Below are 17,429 nucleotides of genomic sequence, written 5' to 3'. Positions count from 1 at the left end.
GATGAGCGCGACTTCGCTGATGATTCATTTCACATTGAATGGTGAACCGGTGAGTGCGGGGATCGAACCGCATCACACGATTCTCGACGTGTTGCGGCAACAGTTTTCGCTGTATGGCGCGCGTGAAAGCTGTGGGCAGGGACTGTGCGGATGCTGCACGGTGATCGTCAATGGCGAGAGCGTGTCAGGCTGCCTGTTTCTTGCGGCGATGGCCGATGGCGGCGAAGTGAGCACGATCGAAGCGCTGGACGCGAATGGCGAACTCGACCCGGTGCAGCAGGCATTTATCGAATGCGGCGCGTTTCAGTGCGGCTTTTGCACGTCCGGCTTCATTCTGATGAGCCGGCAACTGCTCGAGCGCAACCCCGATCCGACCGAAGCGGAGATCCGGCATTTCCTGTCGGGCAATCTATGCCGTTGCGCGGCCTACCCCGAAATTATCGAGGCCGTGAAATTGGCGGCGCAGATGCGCAGGTCCACTGCTGAGCTCGTGAAGTAAAGCACAGCGGTTTGCACGCCGATCGTGCATGCACCGGCATCAGCGGGTCAGACAACACCGCGTGCGCCGCCAGGACGACGGAGACACAAGACGCGCGGAACAATAACGAAGGAGACGGTCGATGCATCAACCTCTGGAGAGGTCGAACGGCGGCGCGCGTGGCGTACAGGCGCCGCCTTGTGCAACGAGCGATATGGCCTTGAACGTTGTGTGGTATCGGTCGATCAATGCGCAACAGTGGCGCGCGCTCGCTGCGTCCAATCTCGGCTGGTTCTTCGATGGCTATGAAACCTACGCGCTGATTCTGACGGTCGGTGGTGCGCTCGGCCAGCTGCTCGAACCGTCGCTGCACGCGCAGATTCCATTCTATGCGGGCCTCGTCATTGCGTTGACGCTGCTCGGCTGGGGCATCGGCGGCCTGATCGGCGGCGTGCTCACCGACTACATCGGCCGCAAGCGCATGATGATGCTCGCGATCCTGGCGTACTCGCTGACGACCGGACTGAGCGCGCTATCGTGGAACTGGCTGTCGTTTGCCGCGCTGCGTTTCATTGTCGGCCTTGCGATGGGGTCGGAATGGGCGACCGGCACCGCGATGACCGCGGAGCTCTGGCCGGACCGCCATCGCGGTAAAGGCGCCGGTCTGATGCAGTGTGGGCTCGGTACCGGCTTTTTCGTCGCTTCATTCGTGTGGCTTTTCATGAGCGGGGCAGGCGAGCACGCATGGCGATATATGTACCTGATTGGCGTGCTGCCGGGACTGGCGACCTTATGGATGCGTGCGGGCATTCCGGAGTCCGATCAGTGGCAACGGGTCAACGCGTATCGCAAGGCGACGCTTGCGCGCAAGCGGGCGGGTGCAACCCTCGACGATCGCGAACAGGCGCTCGTGCGTTTCACGTTGTTCGACCTGCTGGCGGACCCGAAGCTGCGCCGCCGCACGGTGATCGCGGTGCTGATGTCGCTTAGCACGACACTCGGCTGGTGGGGCATTTCGACGTGGGTGCCGCCTTATATCGGTTCCGTCGCGGCGCAGGCGGGTATGGCGGCTGCCAGGTGGGCAAGCTTCGCGGGCATGGCGTATAACGTTGGCGCGATTGCTGGCTATATTGGCCTCGGGTTTCTCGCGGATGCGTATGGACGCAAGTCGATTACCTTCCTGTTCTTCGCGATGGCGTTCGTGCTGACGCCGGTGCTCTTCATGTGGGCGCATGAAATTTATCTGCTGCTGGCGATTGCGTGCGTCGCCGGTTTCTTCAGCCTCGGGCAGTATACGTGGATGCCGACATGGCTACCCGAGCTCTACCCAACACGCGTGCGCGGCACGGCGATCGCATTGTGCTTCAATGTGCCGCGCTTTCTCGCGTGGACCGGGCCGCTCATCGCCGGCACGCTGATTACCCGTTTCGGCGGCTACGGCCACGCGGCGGTGATGGTCGGCTTTATCTATCTTGTGGGTCTCGTGCTGGCGCCATGGTTGCCGGAGACACGAGGCCAACGCCTACCCGAAGAGGTCTGAACCTTGAACTTTATCTTCACCGAAAAAGCGCCGGCGCCTGGCGGTCACTATTCACAAGCCGTGCAGGCAGGCGGTTTTACCTTCGTGTCGGGCATGCTGCCAGGGCCGGGCGTTGCGCTCGACGGGCCGGACAATTTCGCGCGTCAGGTGCGTGCGACGCTCGATCATTGTCAACGCGTGCTGGAAGAGGCCGGTTGCCGGCTGACCGATGTCGTGCAGTGCACCGCGTATATCGTCGGCGTGAATAACTGGCCGGAATTCAACCGGCTGTATGCGGAGCGTTTCGGTGCGCACAAACCGGCGCGCGCAGTGGTGCCGGTGCCCGAACTGCATCATGGTTTTCTTGTGGAGTTGCAGATGGTTGCGTATCGCGACGCGTTGCTGCGTGCGGAGTAGACTCCAATCGGCAATTGAAGGGCCACCTGGGATTACCGCTTTTATCGTGGAGGTGGTCGTCGTCATGCCAGGAGCACCAGATAAATGACTCGCTCAGCAAAGACGCTAGAAGCGGAGGTGTCACGTGGGGTTCGGATCGCAGCTCACCGCCCGGTTCTGAAAGGTTCCACAGGTGCATTTGCGGGTTCGAACGCGAACCTTTATCCAGCGCAGACGGTGACGCGAGGGCAAGGGCGGTAATGGGAGCGAATTGCGGACTGCATCTTCACAGGAAGATGCAGTCCGCTTCTACGGAATCAGGAATATAACGCGCTCAGCGATTGCAAAGAAATGCTGGCGCTTTGCGAGTTTTGAACGCTGTCGGCATTGACGAAAACAATCTGCTGTCCGTTGCCTTGCAGTGGCCACGAGAGCGTCTGGTTTTTAACGATGTTTTTGGTGACCTGGCCGACCGCACTGCCCACCGCCTGGATGAGGGTGCCAGGATCGACCAGAGAATTGACCACGTTGACGGTAGCCGTCTGTTCGGTAAACTGAATCGTGATGAATTGATTGATGGTGCTTTGTATCTGCGCCTGATACCAGTGAGAAGCCGGCACCGTATAGTAACGAGTGAATTTGCTGAAGGCGTGTGTCTGGCCGTCGGCCTGCAGAGGTTGGTTATTGATGCCGCTCGTGTCAACGGGCATCTTGACACTGGCGATATACGTCTGTACCTGTGCCCCCGGCTGGCTCTGTAGCATTGCGGCTGAGACCGTCGTGGTGTCAGAGCCATTCACAAACAGAACCGATGCCAGGCCCTGATTACCGGTCGTTCCCGGCACATATACGGGCGCCGGCGGTTGCGACTGGCTCCATACGACCGATATGTTAGCTCCAGCGTCGTTGCCTGCGCTGTTATAAAAGATAAGCCCATATATCTGGTTCGCGTTGAGCTTCTGGCAAGTCGCAGTGTCGCCTGGATTCAGGGTAATCAATTGTCCATTATTCCAATTCGTCGAAGCCATGGAAACCTCCTGAACAGGTGTATTCGTTCGCCTTTTCAAAGGCTCGCACCCGTAGTAGATCGCCAGGTTTACGCCATGAAACCTGGGAGCGGATTCAGCGACAGGTTTCGCAGCATCCGGAGTGGCGATATCCCCGGCCAGCAACAAAAATTGATTGTCCCCAAGCACACACACTATTCCGGCAAACGGCGGTGACAGCGTTCATCTGCGCATCCTCGATGCGCGTCGATAGGCTAAACGCCGTCAGGAATCAGTTCGGGCGCAAGCGCCGCGTATTGCGCTATATCTTTGAGCGCTTCAGCACGCATTGCTTCGAGTATCATCGACGCTCCCCGCGTCGTCACCTACCAGACCTTGCAGGTGACCAGATTTAAAACGGAATTCACGTCCGGCATCGTCACGATTAATTGATATCCTAAGAGAATGTGTATGGAGCTAAATCTGGGTAAAACGCGTTATGTACGAAGCGTGAGTAGACACGTCGCTGCGTCTGGATCGAGCTCTGCGGTAGGGATGCCGGGTCGTCGCTTCAGGCAATTTCGGAACTTGGGAAATGGAACAAACCGGGCATGGGCGCACTCAACGATAGCGCGCGGTGCTGGGATGGTGATGCGATGCGCTGAACTGTCTCACCCACGTGCCAGCCGATGACTATTGTGGCAACGCGGTAGCGCGAAAGCCGATCGGCCCCTCGCCGTAATAGGTCATAGTACCGTTGAACGTATTGCCTTTGTCGCCCGACGTAACATTGAGCTCGACAATACTCTGGCCCGCACGACAGCCGAGCAGCCAGACACCGCCGGGGTGCCATGGCGAGGACGAGCCGCCCCATTGAATCTGGACGGAATAATTGTTGCCAGCGGTCGAGATCCCTTCGAAGCCGACGGGATGTTCCCCTGCATAAGTCATGTCGCCATTCAACGTCTTACCGCTGTCGCTGGAGAAGATATCGACAGCAACGACGGGTTGATCGCGGCCACCAAGAATCCACGTACCCCCCGGATGCCAGTGAGCGGCGCCGCCTCCCAACTGATTTTCCACCAGATACGTGTTAGTTCGCGCGAGCACCGCGCGGAAGCCTATAGGGGCCTCCCCGGCATAGGTCATCGTTCCGGTCAGCGTTTTTCCGCTGTCGCCGGATTTGATGTCAAGCGCGACAACATTCTGGCCTGACCGGCCGCCGATGACCCACATACCGCCCTCGCGCCACGGAGCTGACATCTCACCCCATTGAATCTGGACATGCTGAAGATTGTTAAAACCCATGGTCGTCTTTGCCATCTATCTTCTTCGTATTCGTGCATGAAGCGACGAACAGGCGCTTCGGCTAGCGGGTGATCTATCGTTGCATGTTTTACCGGAACGACTTGCTATTTAAATATATGGAAATACTAATTAACTGAATGTGATATCGCTTTAACAGGTTTTGAAATACGGTGGTGTGTGAAACGGAGCCGCCGAGCATGCGGAGCGTTAAATACCTGATCCGCTTCCACCGGAAGGTAATCAACTGAACTGCCTTGCGCAACTAGAACAATCTGTAGGTTGCGACTCCGGATCGGCCAGAATGTGCGTTGCTTCGGGGATGGCTGGGAGTCAGCGCAGGTGGTCTTTGCGAAAGGAGGCAGGTGTGGACCACTATGCAGCGCTCATATCCCGGAGATTGTGCTCGTCTTTGGCCATGGTGCCAACTTTGCGTACGGCGGCACCCGCACGTCCAAAGTCCGCTGGTGAAAGACTCACGGCGACAGCGAGGTCATTCCCCAGTGGTTGGGGCGCCGAGAAGCGTTCACACGCCACTCCCGCATGTCGTAACATGCGTTCGATTGCTACCGTGGTTACGGTTACATAGCGCCTGATGCCGTGATCCATCGCAAACCGATGGACTTCACTGAACATTTGCCGCGTCGCATCCGCGAAACCGAAAGCGTTCTGCTGCTCGCTTTCGATTGCGAACCGGCTCAGTTCCCAGACGCAGGCGTCGTGCGGCGGGATGTTGTCCCCAAGTAGAGCGGTAAACTCGTCGCGAAGCATGTAAGGACCGGTAGTGGGCAATAGACGCCAGCAACCAATGCACACGTCCTGTAAGAACGCTACCAGGTAGTGCGTTTGCTCCGCATCATAGCTGTCACTTTCCAGCAATGCAGTTCCCGGCAGTTCCCACCCGAGCCTCTCAACAAAGACACGATGACGCAGTCTGAACATCGCCTCGTGATCCTTTGTCCACGAAGCGCCGTTAAGACGCTTGAATTGTATTTCCAACTCTCATCTCCCGGTCCTGGCTGTGACATTTGAACGCGGAAGCGCATTGAACGCCACTACAAGAACTTGCAGGGCGATCGGTGCCTGCGCTGAATGCTGTGGTCCGGTATCCCTGGTATATGCCGCTAGAGAAGGCCGCAGGCCATAGCTTTTAAAACCGCGACGTGGCGGGTCTGAGCGTCGAACTTCAGCATGATGTTGCGGACGTGATAGAGGACACCGTGTTCAGATATGCCCAGTATCGACGATATCTCCCACGTCGTCTTTCCTATCGCGATCCATTTCAAACACTCGAGTTCCCGCGTCGTTAGCGGTGCGCGCAGCACATTCTCCTGCTTGTTTAGAAGTCGCTCCATGACATCGTGCATGAATGCGGCCGTCAACGCTCCTTGCGCGATCGTCAACGGTTCGAAGTGCTGGCTGGCTGACGTGAAATCCGCGCCCGCCCGGCTTGCAAAGCTCAGGACGCCAACGTCTCCATGTTTCCAATGATTGGGGAAGCTGATCCCTGTGACCAGACCAAAACCACGGGCTTCCTCCATGAATTCCTGCTGCCGGTAAGACCTGTATACGATATCGCTCCATATCAGAGGCACCAGTCGATGCTCGCAGTGATCCATGATCGGATCAATATTGATGTAATTATCCGAATCGTATTTCGATCGCCATTCTCTCGGGTAGTTTGAGATAATTTTTACGATTGAATTTTGCTTTCCGAAACTGAAGATCTCTGCATACAGGAAAAAGTCGAAATTGAGCGTGCCGGCGATGTTGCTCAATTGGTTCCTGGCATCTTCCTCGGATTTAGCTCGCGAAAGTTGATCCAATGCGTCCTGGCTAAGTATGCTTGATGACATGCTTTCCCCCTGTTACATGCGTAGGTCATACCGATATCTGCTTTGGATATCCGGTAATTTTTCTTCTTTTATTTAATGATTTTGAATGCGTCGGAAAATATCCGTGTCAGCGCGGCGCGACACTCATTTCGCATTGGCGAAATGTTCAAAGAACGTCGTTTATAGTCGTTGATTTATAGCTTAGACCGGCCGCAAATTTTTTGCAATTCGCGGATTTGCTGTCACGAACGAGGCAATACGATTGTTGTTGTTCCAAATTGGTCATACGCCGTCTCGGACCCGACGACTGGCCTCGGCCATTGAATCTGCGTGTCGTGTAGCTATTCGAGTTGATAGTCGTGGTGCCTGCCTTGGCATGGAATTATCTGTAAGCCGGTTGACAATTGCAAATTCGTAAAAGGGCACTCTATTTTCCGGCGCATGCTTGACGATGCTACCGAGGATAATATTCGCCGCAATCAGTTAAGCGGTCACCCGGTAGGTATCAGTCGTTCTTTATCACTTGATCAGCATAAGACATTGACAAAAGGGGGATTCATGGTAAATCGCATTTCGGTCAAGTCAACGGTGTGGGCGTGGGCATTGACTGCCTGCATGGCCGCCTGCTCCACGACCGCAATCGCACAAGATGACGATCGCATTGCGCATGGCGACGGTGAGTCCGGCGCACAGCCCGTCAAGGTGATGATTATTTCAATGTTCGGCCCGGAAGGACAGGTGTGGCTGGATAGGCTCGGCCCCTGGCGGACCATCCCGGTAGCTGGCCTGTCGCCGGACTATCCGGCCGTGCAATGCAACCGTCAGGACGTGTGCGTCATGACAACCGGTATGGGGCACGCGAATGCTGCGGCATCGACAATGGCGTTGACGTTTTCATCGCGTTTCGATTTGCGGCACACGTATTTCATGGTGGCCGGGATCGCCGGAATTGATCCGCAGCAGGGCACGGTGGGCTCCGCCGCCTGGGCCGACTATCTGGTCGACTTCGGGATTCAATGGGAGATCGATGCGCGTGAGATTCCCGCCGACTGGAGCACCGGCTATCTCGGCATCAATACCAAAAGCCCCACCGATCAGCCGCCGCTCGACTATCGCACTGAAGTGTTTCAGTTGAACCCGCGTCTGGTCGACGCGGCCTTCGCGCTGTCGCACCAGGTGACGCTATCGGACGACGCGCAGGCGCAGGCCGCGCGCGCGAAGTTCAGCTATGCGCCGGCCAACCGTCCGCCGAGCGTGATTCGCTGCGACACGCTGGCGGGCGACACGTGGTGGTCTGGCACCGCGCTTGGCGAACGCGCGCGTCAATGGACCAAAATCATGACCAACGGCAAGGGCACCTATTGCACGACGCAACAGGAAGACAACGCGACCTATGAAGCGCTGAAGCGGGCGGCTGTGGATCACCGGGTCGATCTGCAGCGCGTTGCGGTGCTGCGCGCCGGCTCGGACTTCGACCGCCCATATGCCGGCCAGACAAGCGCGGATAATCTGCTGAACTACGCGTCCCAAGGCGGCTTTACGATCGCACTCGATAACCTTTTCCTGGCAGGCAATCCGCTCGTGCAGGACATCGTGTCGCATTGGAGCGAATGGAAAGACGGCGTGCCGCGGCACTAGGTGCGAGCGTAGGGCGCGGACCTTAGTCGAACTCCGGCTCCGACAAATCCGGCCGCGCACTGACAAATTGCCACCACTGCTGGCGCAGTGCATCGCGCAGAATCTTGCCGCGCGAACTGCGCGGCAGCGACGCGACCACATAGACGTCCTTCGGCACTTTCTCGCGCGCGAGCCGTTCGCGGCAATGCACGCGCAGCGCTTGCGCGTCCGGTGCGGCGCCGGGCTGCGCGACCACAAAGCACACCGTCTCCTGGCCATACACCGGGTCGGGCACGCCTAGCGCGGCGACGTCTTGCACCAGAGGATGCGCACGCAACGCATCTTCGATCTCCTGCGGCACAATCTTGACACCGCCGCGAATGATCAGATCGTCCATGCGGCCCGACATGCGCACGAACCCTTCCTTATCGCGTGCGGCAATATCGCGTGTGAACAGCGGTGCGTCACGGATGGGCAGCATCGCGCCATCCGCTTGCAACACGCCAAGCGCGAGCTTCGCGCCGTCGACGACCACCTGGCCTTCGATATCCGGCGCGCATGACAGGCCGCCAGCGTCGACAATATCGAAGCGGATACGCGCGGCCGGATAACCGACCGTGCCGATCTTGCGGCGCTGCAAACGGCTGCCGCACATCCAGCCCGCTTCCGATGAACCGTACAGATTCAGAATGCGGATGCCGTATTGCTTTTCGAACCGCTTCCATTGAACCGGCGACAGCGGCGCGGTACTGCAAGTCATCGCACGCAGCGACGCGAAGGTGTCGGGGCTCACATTGAGCGGCGCTTCGAGCAGCAGATTGAGCACCGTCGGCACGCCGGCGCTGACGGTAATGCGGTTGTCGCGAATCCAGTCGCCGAACTGGCTGCGCGAAAACTTGCGCGCAATGCAGAGTGTCGAACCGAGTTGCAGGAACGGCATCAGGCTGAGAATTTGTGCGGAGTACCAGTCGAACGACCGGTATTCGAGCATGCGGTCCTCGCGAGTCAGGCCAAGCAGGTCGATACTGTCGAGACCGTTGAGCCAATAGCACGCGTGGTCGTAGACAACAATCTTCGGAATGCCGGTGGTGCCCGACGTGCAGCATAGCGATGCAATATCGTGCGCGGCGCAGACGCTTGCAGCGTCGGGCAACGGTGCATCGTCGTGCGGATTTTCGTCGAGCGTCATCAGGCTGTCACGGGTGGAATCGGTATCCGGGCGCGTATCGGTATCGGTGTGATGCGCCGCTTGCGGATGCGCGGCGAAGCGCGCGAGCGGCGTATCCGTCATGCCGCAAAGCGTGTCGCCGTTATCCGCGGGGCACACGACGAGAGCGGGCCTCAGCGTGTCCAGCAGCTTGAGCGCAATCGCGCTGCCGACAAACGGCACATCAAGCGGACAGACGACAGCGCCGAGCCGCCATGTGCCGAGCCACAACAGCAGCTTGTCTCGCGCTTCGCAGTTAGCCAGCACGACGCGCGCACCCCGTGTCACGCCATGCCGGGCGAGTTGCCTCGCAATACCGTCGACCCGCTTCGCGAGTTGTTCGAATGAGAGGCTCGCACGCCGCTCGACATCGACAATCGCGTCCTTCCGAGGTGTTTCACGCCGATAGTGTTCGAGCAGTGCCGCGACGGTGCGCCAGGGTAGGTCGGCTACGGGTGGATTGGCGCTGGCCATGAACTCAACAGGGGGCGTCGGCAGCGACAGCAGCGGCCACCGCGCGCGGCGGTGACGTGCGTGCCGCACGCTCGCGGTTTTCGCCGAGCCGCGCGAGCGCCCACTCGCGAAACAGTTCGACTTTCTTCGTGCGCGCCTTGTCGATCGGCGATGTGACGAAATAGGCGGAGCTCGACGGCACGCGCACTTCGAACGGCGCAACGAGTTTGCCGCTTTGCAGATCGCCGTTGACGAGCGGCGTACGGCCGATCGCGATGCCGACGCCGTCGACGGCCGCCGCGAGCGAAGTCAGTTGCAGATGAAACACGGATTCGCCGGCGAATTCGACCGGCTCGTGGACCGCGGCCTCGAGCCACGCAGGCCAGTCGTCCTGGTACATGGAATAGAAGTAAGTGCGGATCTGCCGCATGCGGGCGAGTCCCTCGGCAATCGAGCCGAATCGGCCCGCTTCCGCGAGCACTTCAGGCGAGCAGACGGGGAAAAACTCTTCGCTGTGCAGCCGGTCCGACCGCGTCGAGGCCCAACGCCCGGTGCCGTAGCGGATCGCCACGTCATAGCTGTTGCGCTCGAATTCATTGAAGGTCGAACTGGTGGCGACATGCACGGTGATGTCCGGATGGGCGCGCTGAAATTCAGGCAGCGCGGGAATCAGGCATTTGACCGCATAAGTCGGTAAGCACGTGACCGTCAGCACCGTGCTCGGTTTTTTCTTGCGCGCATGCGCCGTGGCGATTGAAAGCAGATTGATCGCCTCGTGCACGGAATTCAGATACTCGCGCGCGGCAGGGGTGAGCGTCAGCACGTTGCGCCGTCGCACGAACAGCTTGACCTCGAGCCGGTCTTCCAGCGTTTTGATCTGATGGCTGATCGCGGTTTGGGTCAGTTCGAGCTCCTGCGCGGCGCGCGTGAAGCTCAGGTGCCGCGATGCGGCTTCGAACGCAAGCAAGCTCTGCAGAGAGGGAATGTAGGGTCTCATTCAAGTGTCAGCGCAGCGCAGGGTCACTGATGCGGATTCTAGCGGGTTTCAATGCGATGCGATGGCCAGCAGGTCTTGCTATCAGCACACCTGCCAGCCTCGTCGCGGGAACCGGTTCGCACGCCGGCCGAAGTTCGCACCGGATGCACGGATGATCGGCTTGTTACAGGCCCCGAGGAAATGAAACTTTCTCATGCGGGCATGAAAAAAGTTAGTTTGCGCGCGATGAAAGCGCTCATGCACTCTTGGCCCGTCGAACCAAGCGTCGTTTATTGGCGCGCGCGAATCAATCATTACAAACCCGAAACACGATGACGATCGGCACAGCCAAGACCCCCAACCGTGCGCACAGGCGGCGCGAACGGATCGCGCAGACGATGCCGCAGCGGCCGGCGGCCGTTGAGCGGGCCCGCCCGTTTGCCCGTTGACGCGGAGGCCGTTTGTGGAGATCGACGAACTCGAAAACCCGTTCCTCGCGAGCCTCGGGATGTCGCGCACCGCGTGGCGTGAAGGCTATGCCGAGTTTCGTCTTCGCCTGCAGCCGGGCATGCTGAACCGCCAGCGCGTGCTGCAAGGCGGGGTGGTCGCGACGCTGCTCGATGCGGCATGCGGCTACGCGGGGCTCTATAGCGCCGACCCGCAGCGGCCGATACACGGCGTGACCTTGTCGCTAACGTTGAACTTCCTTGACAAAGGTGTCGGGGAAACGCTGATCGGCAAAGGATTTCTCGAACGTAAAGGCCGTTCGATCTTCTTCGCGCGCGGCGAAGCATGGATCGATGCGACCACGCTGATCGCGACCGCGCAAGGTACGTTCAAGTATGCGGGCGGCTATGGACGGCGCGAACCATTGAATGCGCCGCGCGGCGAACTCGATTGACCGGGTAAGCCGGCATACGGTTGCGCAATCTGCGCGGGCGACATGAATCCTTCTCATCCTCGATATGAACGAAGGTCGTTTGCGTGCACGATCGCGGTCCTTCAATGTGGAGTAGTAGAAAAATCTGGAGACACACGACGTGACGGACTTGACCACGGACTCGCTCGATCTGCGCCACTGGCTCGATGAAGCTCGCACGCTCGGTGAACTGACCGACGTAGCGGGCGCGGACTGGAATCTGGAACTCGGCGCGATCAGCGAGTTGAATGTGAAAAAGGAGCGGCCGAACGCGCTGCTATTCGATGAAATTCCAGGCTATCCGAAAGGGCATCGCGTGCTGACGTGCAGCACGGCAAGCGCGGCGCGGCTTTCTTCCATCCTGCGGGTGGGGCACGAAGCGACCCATCGCGGCCTTGTGCAGACGCTGCGCGGCAAGCCTAAACAATGGCAGGCGCACGCGCCGGAATACGAACCCGTCACGGTGGGCGACGGCCCGGTTTTCGAGCATGTCCAGGCGGGTGACGACGTCGATCTGTTCTCCTTCCCCGCGCCGCTGTGGCATGAAAAGGACGGTGGCCGCTACATCGGCACGGGCTGCATGGTTGTGACGAAAGATCTCGACTCCGCCTGGGTGAATGTCGGCACGTATCGCGTGATGATTCACGACCGCAATCACGTCGGCCTCGACATGATTCCCGGCAAGCACGGTGCGATCCAGTACGACAAGCATATGAAGGCCGGCAAGCCGTTTGCGGTGGCGATCGTGATCGGATGCGATCCGCTCGGGTATCTGATTTCAGGCATTGAAGTGCCGTACGGTATGTGCGAGTACAACTATATCGGTGCGATTCTGCGCAAGCCGGTTTCGGTGGTGCAAGGACAGCTGACCGGACTGCCCTTTCCGAGCGCGTCGGAGATCGTGATCGAAGGCTATGCGCATCCGGGTGATGTGAAAGTCGAAGGACCGTTCGGTGAATTTCACGGCTACTACCCAGGCAAGGCCGAAACCGCGCCGGTCGTGACGATCGAGCGCATCTACCATCGCAGCAACCCGATCATCATGGGCAGCCCGCCTGCGAAACCGCCGAATGACTATTCGTATTCGAAGGCGGTGATGCGTTCGGCGCTGCTCGTCGATGCGCTGCAGGCCGCGGGTGTGCCGGATGTCGCCGGCGTATGGGCGCATGAAATCGGCGGCGCGCGCATGTTCAACGTCGTGTCGATCCGGCAGCGCTATGCGGGCCATGCGCGCCAGGCCGCGCATATCCTCAGCCAGTGCGGCGTCGGCGCGTATATGTCGCGCTATTCGATCGTGGTCGATGACGATATCGATCCAGCGAATCTGCAGGAAGTGATGTGGGCTGTCGCGACGCGTACCGACCCGGACATCGATATCGACATCGTGAAGCGGGGCATGGGTTCGAAAAACGATCCGATGTCGATTGCGAACCCATACAAGGCGCCGTTTAACTCGAAGGCCATCATTGACGCTTGCCGTCCTTACGATTTCCTTCACGAATTCCCGGAGGTCGCGGAAGCCAGCAAGGAATTGCAGCAAAAGACCCGCGCCCGTTGGGAACACCTACTCGGCTGATCAGGAGAATGACAGATGGAACTGACGGGTGAACAGATTCTGCCGCTGCCGCGCGAACGTGTGTGGGCCGCATTGAACGACCCAGACATCCTGAAGGCGTCGGTGCCGGGATGTGAGTCGTTCGAGCGCGTCGACGACAACCAGTTTCAGATGGTGATGGCCGCGACGGTCGGGCCGATCAAGGCGCGCTTCAAGGGCAAGATGGTACTGACCGATCTGCAGCCGCCACGGTCGTATTCGCTGACCTTCGAAGGGTCCGGCGGTGCGGCGGGCTTCGGCAAGGGCGGCGCGCATGTCGATCTGGTCGCCGATAGCGACGGCGGTACGCGGCTCGTGTACCGGTCTCATGCGCAGGTCGGCGGACGTCTCGCGCAGGTCGGCGCCCGCTTGATCGACGGCGTCGCGCGCAAGATGGCCGAGGAGTTTTTCGGCCGCTTCAAGGTAGCCGTGCTTGGGCCGCAGGATGAGCAGCCCAACGATGCTGAGCGCGCGAACGATGCAGCGTCGACGGCGACATCCGCTTCTGCTTCAGATGACGCCGCGGCCAGCTCTGCCGTGCCGCGTTCCGCCGCCGCGGCGGCCGCCGCAATCGGTCATCCGCACGCGCATGCCGGATCGGCTCTGTCCGGCAAGGCATGGGCGTGGGCGCTCGGCGTGGTGGTCGTCATTGCGTTGGTGGCGGCGTACGCGTTGCATTGATAACAACCACGACGTGGCCTGTATCCGCAGGGCATCGGATAGGAGACGAAGATGCAGGACGGCAACGCGCTGCAGGAGGCGGTGAGGTCCACGGACGCCGACGCGCATGCCGCGCAGTCGTCGATGGATGCCGCGAGCGCGGCACTGATGCGACGGATCGAAAGCGTGCCATTTTCGCGGTGGCACACGAAGGCCCGCATCATTATCGGCAGCGCGACATTCTTCGATGCATTTGATGCGTTGTCGATCGCGTTTGTGCTGCCGGTGCTGATCGGCTTGTGGCATATCGGGCCGCTCGCGATCGGCGTGCTGATCGGCGCGAGTTATATCGGGCAGTTTATCGGCGCGCTGATATTTGGCTGGTTCGCCGAACGTCATGGCCGGATTCGCAGCGCGACGATCTCCACCGGGATCATGTCGGTGATGAGCATGGGGTGCGCGCTAAGCGGCAGCTTTCCGCTGCTGCTGGTGTGCCGGTTTATTCAGGGGATCGGCGTCGGCGGCGAGATGCCGGTCGCCGCGACCTACATTAGCGAGTTGTCGAATGCGCATGGCCGCGGCAAGTACTTTCTGCTGTACGAGTTGATCTTTCCGGTCGGGCTGATGGCGGCCGGACAGATGGGTGCGTGGCTCGTGCCGCTGATCGGCTGGAAGATCATGTTCTGGATCGGTGCGGTGCCGGGCCTTCTGATTGCCGTGCTCGTGTCGCGTTTGCCGGAGTCGCCGCGCTGGTTGATCGCACAAGGGCGGCTCGTCGAGGCTGACGCGATCGTCAAGGAGATGGAAGCGAGTACCGAGCGGCGCATTCCCGCTGGTCAGCCGAAAGCGCCGCGCAACGCGGCGCATGCGGCAACCGATGCGCGCGCCGGTTGGCGCGAGCTGCTGTCGCCGTTTTATCGCAGCCGTACGCTGGTGGTGTGGGTGCTGTGGGCGAGTGCGTTTTTTATTGCGAACAGTTTGAACAACTGGCTGCCGACGTTGTATCGATCGGTCTATCACTTGCCGCTGCAAACGGCGCTGCGCGCCGCATCGTTGACGAATGTCGCACAGGTTGCGCTGCTGCTCGTCTGTGCTTATGTGATCGATCGCGTGGGACGACGGAACTGGACGGTGTCCGCATTCTGTCTGGCAGCCGTGCTGTTTGCGTGCCTGAGGCTATTCGGCGCACACGATGTGTGGAGCGTGATGGTGCTGGCGACCGTGAGCTATGGGCTCGTCGGTTCGATCGCGGCCGTGCTGTATTTGTACACGCCCGAGGTCTACCCGACCCGCATGCGAGCGACCAGCACGGGGCTCGCGACGTCATGGCTGCGGCTCGCGTCGGCGGTCGGTCCGTCGCTCGCGGGCTTGCTGTTGCACAGACGAGGGATCGGGTCGGTCTTCCTGATGTTCGCGCTGGTTGCGGTGGTCGGTGCGCTTTGCGCGTTGAAAATGACCGAGACACGCGAGCGCAGTCTCGAGGAGATTGCGCCCTGACTGACCAGGCTTGTTGTTATCCATTGATTCGATGAACGAGGACGATTTCCGATGAAAGTGGAAACAGATACCGGATAAAACGCAGCTGAGGTTGCTGGTTGGCTGTCATCGGACGCGCGTGCGGTTTCGTACGCGCGCTGCTGTTGTGCGCGCGTTGGGGCGGTAAGATGGGGTTGACGCTACAACCCTGTCGGGAGACCGCCATGAATGACCTGTCGAAAGGCGCTGTGTTTTGCGCAACCTGCTTGCTGTCGCTGTCCGCTTATGCCCAATCGACTACACCGCTGACGCGCGAGCAGGTTCGGCAGGACACGATCGCGCTGCAGATTGCCGGCTACAACCCGTCGACGTCGAATTCGACCGACTACCCGGAGAACGTCCAGAGCGCGCAGCGGCGCCTCGCCGCGATGCAGGCCGACGGCACGTTCGACAGTGTCGCGGCTGCTTCGAGGGTGACCGGAGCAGGGCGTAACTTTTACCCGCGCGTCAATTCGCAGTAGTTTTCAGTCATTCGCACTCGTTCACGGTAGCGCGCGCACCGTTACCAACGGGCCATCAATTTTTCGACACCGCGCAGCGTGCCGCGCGGGAACCAGTTCAGGTTATCGATGCCGGTCAGCGTGAGGCCCGGCAGCCGGGACAACAGCACACGAAGCGAGGCTTCGAGTTCCAGCATCGCGAGGCGATAGCCGAGGCAGTGGTGAATGCCGCCGCCAAACGTGATGGCGCGCGGCAGTTCGCGCTCGATATCGAAGCGGTCGGGATGCGCGAACCTGGCCGGGTCGCGGTTCGCGGCGCCCAGCGACATAAATACAAGCGTGCCGCGCGGCAGAGGCACACCGCTTATTTCCATATCTTCTGTCGCGACGCGGGTCGCCAGGTGCACCGAACTTTCGTAGCGCAGCGATTCGAGAATCGCGTTCGGCAGTTTCGTTAAATTGCTCTTCAATGCTTCGAACTGCGGCGGATGACGCTGAAGGGTAATCAGCGCATTGCCGATCATATGCGACGTGGATTCGTGTCCGGCCAGATAAAGCACGATCACGTTCGCGACAATTTCATCGTGTGTGAGCCTCTCGTCGTCTTCCTGGACGCCGATCAGCATGGAAATAAGATCGGTGCGCGGCTGCTTGCGGCGGGCTTCGACGATTTCCCCGAAATAGCGTTCGAGCATCAGATAGGCATCGTTGACGTTCGGGAGATCTTCCGCATCCACCGGCGCGGCTTCGAACAGTTTCGTGATCTGCTTTAGTGCGGCGGCGAGTTCCGGATTTCGCTCACGCGGCACGCCCAACATTGCGCTGATCAACTCGACCGGAAACGGTAGCGCATAGGCCGATAGCAGATCCGCGGCCCCGTCCCCACTAAAGCCGTCGATCAGGCGATGCGCAATCGAGTCGGCGAGGTTGCGCATCGAGTCGACCTGCCGCGCGTTGAATGCCTTCATCAGCAGGCTGCGCATGCGCGTATGTTCGGGTGGGTTCAGCGCGAACACCATTTTCCGCAACGCCTGCAGCACCGGGTTTTGAAAACCCTGCGTTCCGTAGCGGGCGCGTACCGACCCTTCAATATCGCGAGCCATACGTCGGTCGTGCATCAGCGTGTCGACCACGTCGTAGTGGCCCGACATCATCATGTTCGGGCCCACCGGGACCAGAGGGCCTTCCGCGCGAAGTTTTTCGTATAGCGGATAAGGGTTCTGGAAGAACTCGGGACTGGAGAAATCGGCAAGTTTCATGGTCGCGGGCGAATCAATCGAAAGTGGGCGGGGCACCCGATGTTCGAAAGAACACTCGACCGGTTGAGCCTATTCCGATGCCAGTAACGGGACGGTTACAACCAAAAATTCCAAAACGGGTAATCACAAAAATTTGTGTAACCAGTTAATCGCATTTTAGAAGTTTCAACAGATAGGTTGTGTAGGGCGAAATAAAGTATGTAGGTATCCGTATTAATGTGCCAGTAAATTCCATAAGCGCGACGCTGG

At 59.7% G+C, this 17,429-nt stretch carries 16 protein-coding genes; 9 read left to right on the top strand and 7 right to left on the bottom strand.

Annotation, left to right across the window (positions count from 1 at the left end; translation table 11 throughout):
• Window position 1 precedes the first annotated feature (1 nt).
• The 3 genes from HV796_RS24120 to HV796_RS24110 all read left to right on the top strand — a co-directional run bounded on the left by HV796_RS24120 (window position 2) and on the right by HV796_RS24110 (window position 2,414).
• A complete protein-coding gene (locus HV796_RS24120; RefSeq protein ID WP_175229018.1) occupies window positions 2-499 on the top strand; it encodes a (2Fe-2S)-binding protein in 498 nt (165 codons plus the stop codon).
• Window positions 500-620: 121 nt separating this feature from the next.
• Window positions 621-2,018: an MFS transporter gene (locus HV796_RS24115; protein WP_175229017.1), complete on the top strand. Its 1,398-nt coding sequence runs from the start codon at window positions 621-623 to the stop codon at window positions 2,016-2,018.
• Window positions 2,019-2,021: 3 nt separating this feature from the next.
• Complete coding sequence (locus HV796_RS24110) at window positions 2,022-2,414, top strand: RidA family protein (RefSeq protein ID WP_175229016.1); 393 nt, start codon at window positions 2,022-2,024, stop codon at window positions 2,412-2,414.
• Window positions 2,415-2,710: 296 nt separating this feature from the next.
• Here HV796_RS24110 and HV796_RS24105 read toward each other — a convergent pair whose 3' ends face one another.
• The 4 genes from HV796_RS24105 to HV796_RS24090 all read right to left on the bottom strand — a co-directional run bounded on the left by HV796_RS24105 (window position 2,711) and on the right by HV796_RS24090 (window position 6,540).
• On the bottom strand, window positions 2,711-3,421 hold the full coding sequence (locus HV796_RS24105) for a hypothetical protein (RefSeq protein ID WP_175229015.1): 711 nt from the start codon (window positions 3,419-3,421) through the stop codon (window positions 2,711-2,713).
• Window positions 3,422-4,072: 651 nt separating this feature from the next.
• A complete protein-coding gene (locus tag HV796_RS24100) occupies window positions 4,073-4,702 on the bottom strand; it encodes a lectin OAA family protein (RefSeq protein WP_175229014.1) in 630 nt (209 codons plus the stop codon).
• Between the two features lie 357 nt (window positions 4,703-5,059).
• On the bottom strand, window positions 5,060-5,683 hold the full coding sequence (locus tag HV796_RS24095) for an acyl-homoserine-lactone synthase (protein WP_246356013.1): 624 nt from the start codon (window positions 5,681-5,683) through the stop codon (window positions 5,060-5,062).
• A gap of 125 nt (window positions 5,684-5,808) precedes the next feature.
• Window positions 5,809-6,540: a helix-turn-helix transcriptional regulator gene (locus HV796_RS24090; protein ID WP_175229013.1), complete on the bottom strand. Its 732-nt coding sequence runs from the start codon at window positions 6,538-6,540 to the stop codon at window positions 5,809-5,811.
• A 537-nt stretch (window positions 6,541-7,077) separates the two neighbouring features.
• Here HV796_RS24090 and HV796_RS24085 point away from each other — a divergent pair.
• Window positions 7,078-8,157, top strand: coding sequence for a purine-nucleoside phosphorylase (locus HV796_RS24085; RefSeq protein WP_377692399.1), 1,080 nt, complete (start codon window positions 7,078-7,080; stop codon window positions 8,155-8,157).
• Window positions 8,158-8,179: 22 nt separating this feature from the next.
• Here HV796_RS24085 and HV796_RS24080 read toward each other — a convergent pair whose 3' ends face one another.
• Window positions 8,180-9,817: a class I adenylate-forming enzyme family protein gene (locus tag HV796_RS24080; RefSeq protein ID WP_175229012.1), complete on the bottom strand. Its 1,638-nt coding sequence runs from the start codon at window positions 9,815-9,817 to the stop codon at window positions 8,180-8,182.
• A 4-nt stretch (window positions 9,818-9,821) separates the two neighbouring features.
• On the bottom strand, window positions 9,822-10,793 hold the full coding sequence (locus tag HV796_RS24075; protein WP_246356011.1) for a LysR substrate-binding domain-containing protein: 972 nt from the start codon (window positions 10,791-10,793) through the stop codon (window positions 9,822-9,824).
• 442 nt (window positions 10,794-11,235) lie between these two features.
• Between HV796_RS24075 and HV796_RS24070 the strand changes: the two genes are divergently transcribed.
• From HV796_RS24070 to HV796_RS24050, 5 genes are all read left to right on the top strand, one after another.
• A complete protein-coding gene (locus tag HV796_RS24070) occupies window positions 11,236-11,673 on the top strand; it encodes a PaaI family thioesterase (RefSeq protein WP_175229011.1) in 438 nt (145 codons plus the stop codon).
• Window positions 11,674-11,812: 139 nt separating this feature from the next.
• On the top strand, window positions 11,813-13,267 hold the full coding sequence (locus HV796_RS24065) for a UbiD family decarboxylase (protein ID WP_175229010.1): 1,455 nt from the start codon (window positions 11,813-11,815) through the stop codon (window positions 13,265-13,267).
• A 15-nt stretch (window positions 13,268-13,282) separates the two neighbouring features.
• Window positions 13,283-13,966: an SRPBCC family protein gene (locus tag HV796_RS24060; protein WP_175229009.1), complete on the top strand. Its 684-nt coding sequence runs from the start codon at window positions 13,283-13,285 to the stop codon at window positions 13,964-13,966.
• Window positions 13,967-14,017: 51 nt separating this feature from the next.
• Window positions 14,018-15,442, top strand: a complete 1,425-nt coding sequence (locus tag HV796_RS24055) for an MFS transporter (protein ID WP_175229008.1) — start codon at window positions 14,018-14,020, stop codon at window positions 15,440-15,442.
• Between the two features lie 203 nt (window positions 15,443-15,645).
• Entirely contained in the window at window positions 15,646-15,942 is a 297-nt protein-coding gene (locus HV796_RS24050) for a DUF4148 domain-containing protein (protein WP_175229007.1), read from the top strand.
• 41 nt (window positions 15,943-15,983) lie between these two features.
• Here the strand turns inward: HV796_RS24050 and HV796_RS24045 are convergent, their stop codons facing one another.
• Window positions 15,984-17,180, bottom strand: a complete 1,197-nt coding sequence (locus HV796_RS24045) for a cytochrome P450 (protein WP_175229006.1) — start codon at window positions 17,178-17,180, stop codon at window positions 15,984-15,986.
• Between the last annotated feature and the right edge of the window lie 249 nt (window positions 17,181-17,429).

The sequence above is a fragment of the Paraburkholderia humisilvae genome (assembly GCF_902859855.1).
Taxonomy (GTDB): Bacteria; Pseudomonadota; Gammaproteobacteria; order Burkholderiales; family Burkholderiaceae; genus Paraburkholderia; species Paraburkholderia humisilvae.
The sequence above is the reverse complement of the archived record's forward strand: the minus strand, read 5'-3'. Positions and strand labels throughout refer to the sequence as shown.

Bases quoted from the DNA above. Each gene is read 5' to 3' on its own strand.
- HV796_RS24090 (WP_175229013.1), bottom strand. From the start codon at position 6,540: ATGTCATCAAGCATACTTAGCCAGGACGCATTGGATCAACTTTCGCGA.
- HV796_RS24115 (WP_175229017.1), top strand. From the start codon at position 621: ATGCATCAACCTCTGGAGAGGTCGAACGGCGGCGCGCGTGGCGTACAG.
- HV796_RS24060 (WP_175229009.1), top strand. From the start codon at position 13,283: ATGGAACTGACGGGTGAACAGATTCTGCCGCTGCCGCGCGAACGTGTG.
- HV796_RS24085 (WP_377692399.1), top strand. From the start codon at position 7,078: ATGGTAAATCGCATTTCGGTCAAGTCAACGGTGTGGGCGTGGGCATTG.
- HV796_RS24100 (WP_175229014.1), bottom strand. From the start codon at position 4,702: ATGGCAAAGACGACCATGGGTTTTAACAATCTTCAGCATGTCCAGATT.
- HV796_RS24055 (WP_175229008.1), top strand. From the start codon at position 14,018: ATGCAGGACGGCAACGCGCTGCAGGAGGCGGTGAGGTCCACGGACGCC.
- HV796_RS24120 (WP_175229018.1), top strand. From the start codon at position 2: ATGAGCGCGACTTCGCTGATGATTCATTTCACATTGAATGGTGAACCG.
- HV796_RS24050 (WP_175229007.1), top strand. From the start codon at position 15,646: ATGAATGACCTGTCGAAAGGCGCTGTGTTTTGCGCAACCTGCTTGCTG.
- HV796_RS24080 (WP_175229012.1), bottom strand. From the start codon at position 9,817: ATGGCCAGCGCCAATCCACCCGTAGCCGACCTACCCTGGCGCACCGTC.
- HV796_RS24075 (WP_246356011.1), bottom strand. From the start codon at position 10,793: ATGAGACCCTACATTCCCTCTCTGCAGAGCTTGCTTGCGTTCGAAGCC.
- HV796_RS24105 (WP_175229015.1), bottom strand. From the start codon at position 3,421: ATGGCTTCGACGAATTGGAATAATGGACAATTGATTACCCTGAATCCA.
- HV796_RS24045 (WP_175229006.1), bottom strand. From the start codon at position 17,180: ATGAAACTTGCCGATTTCTCCAGTCCCGAGTTCTTCCAGAACCCTTAT.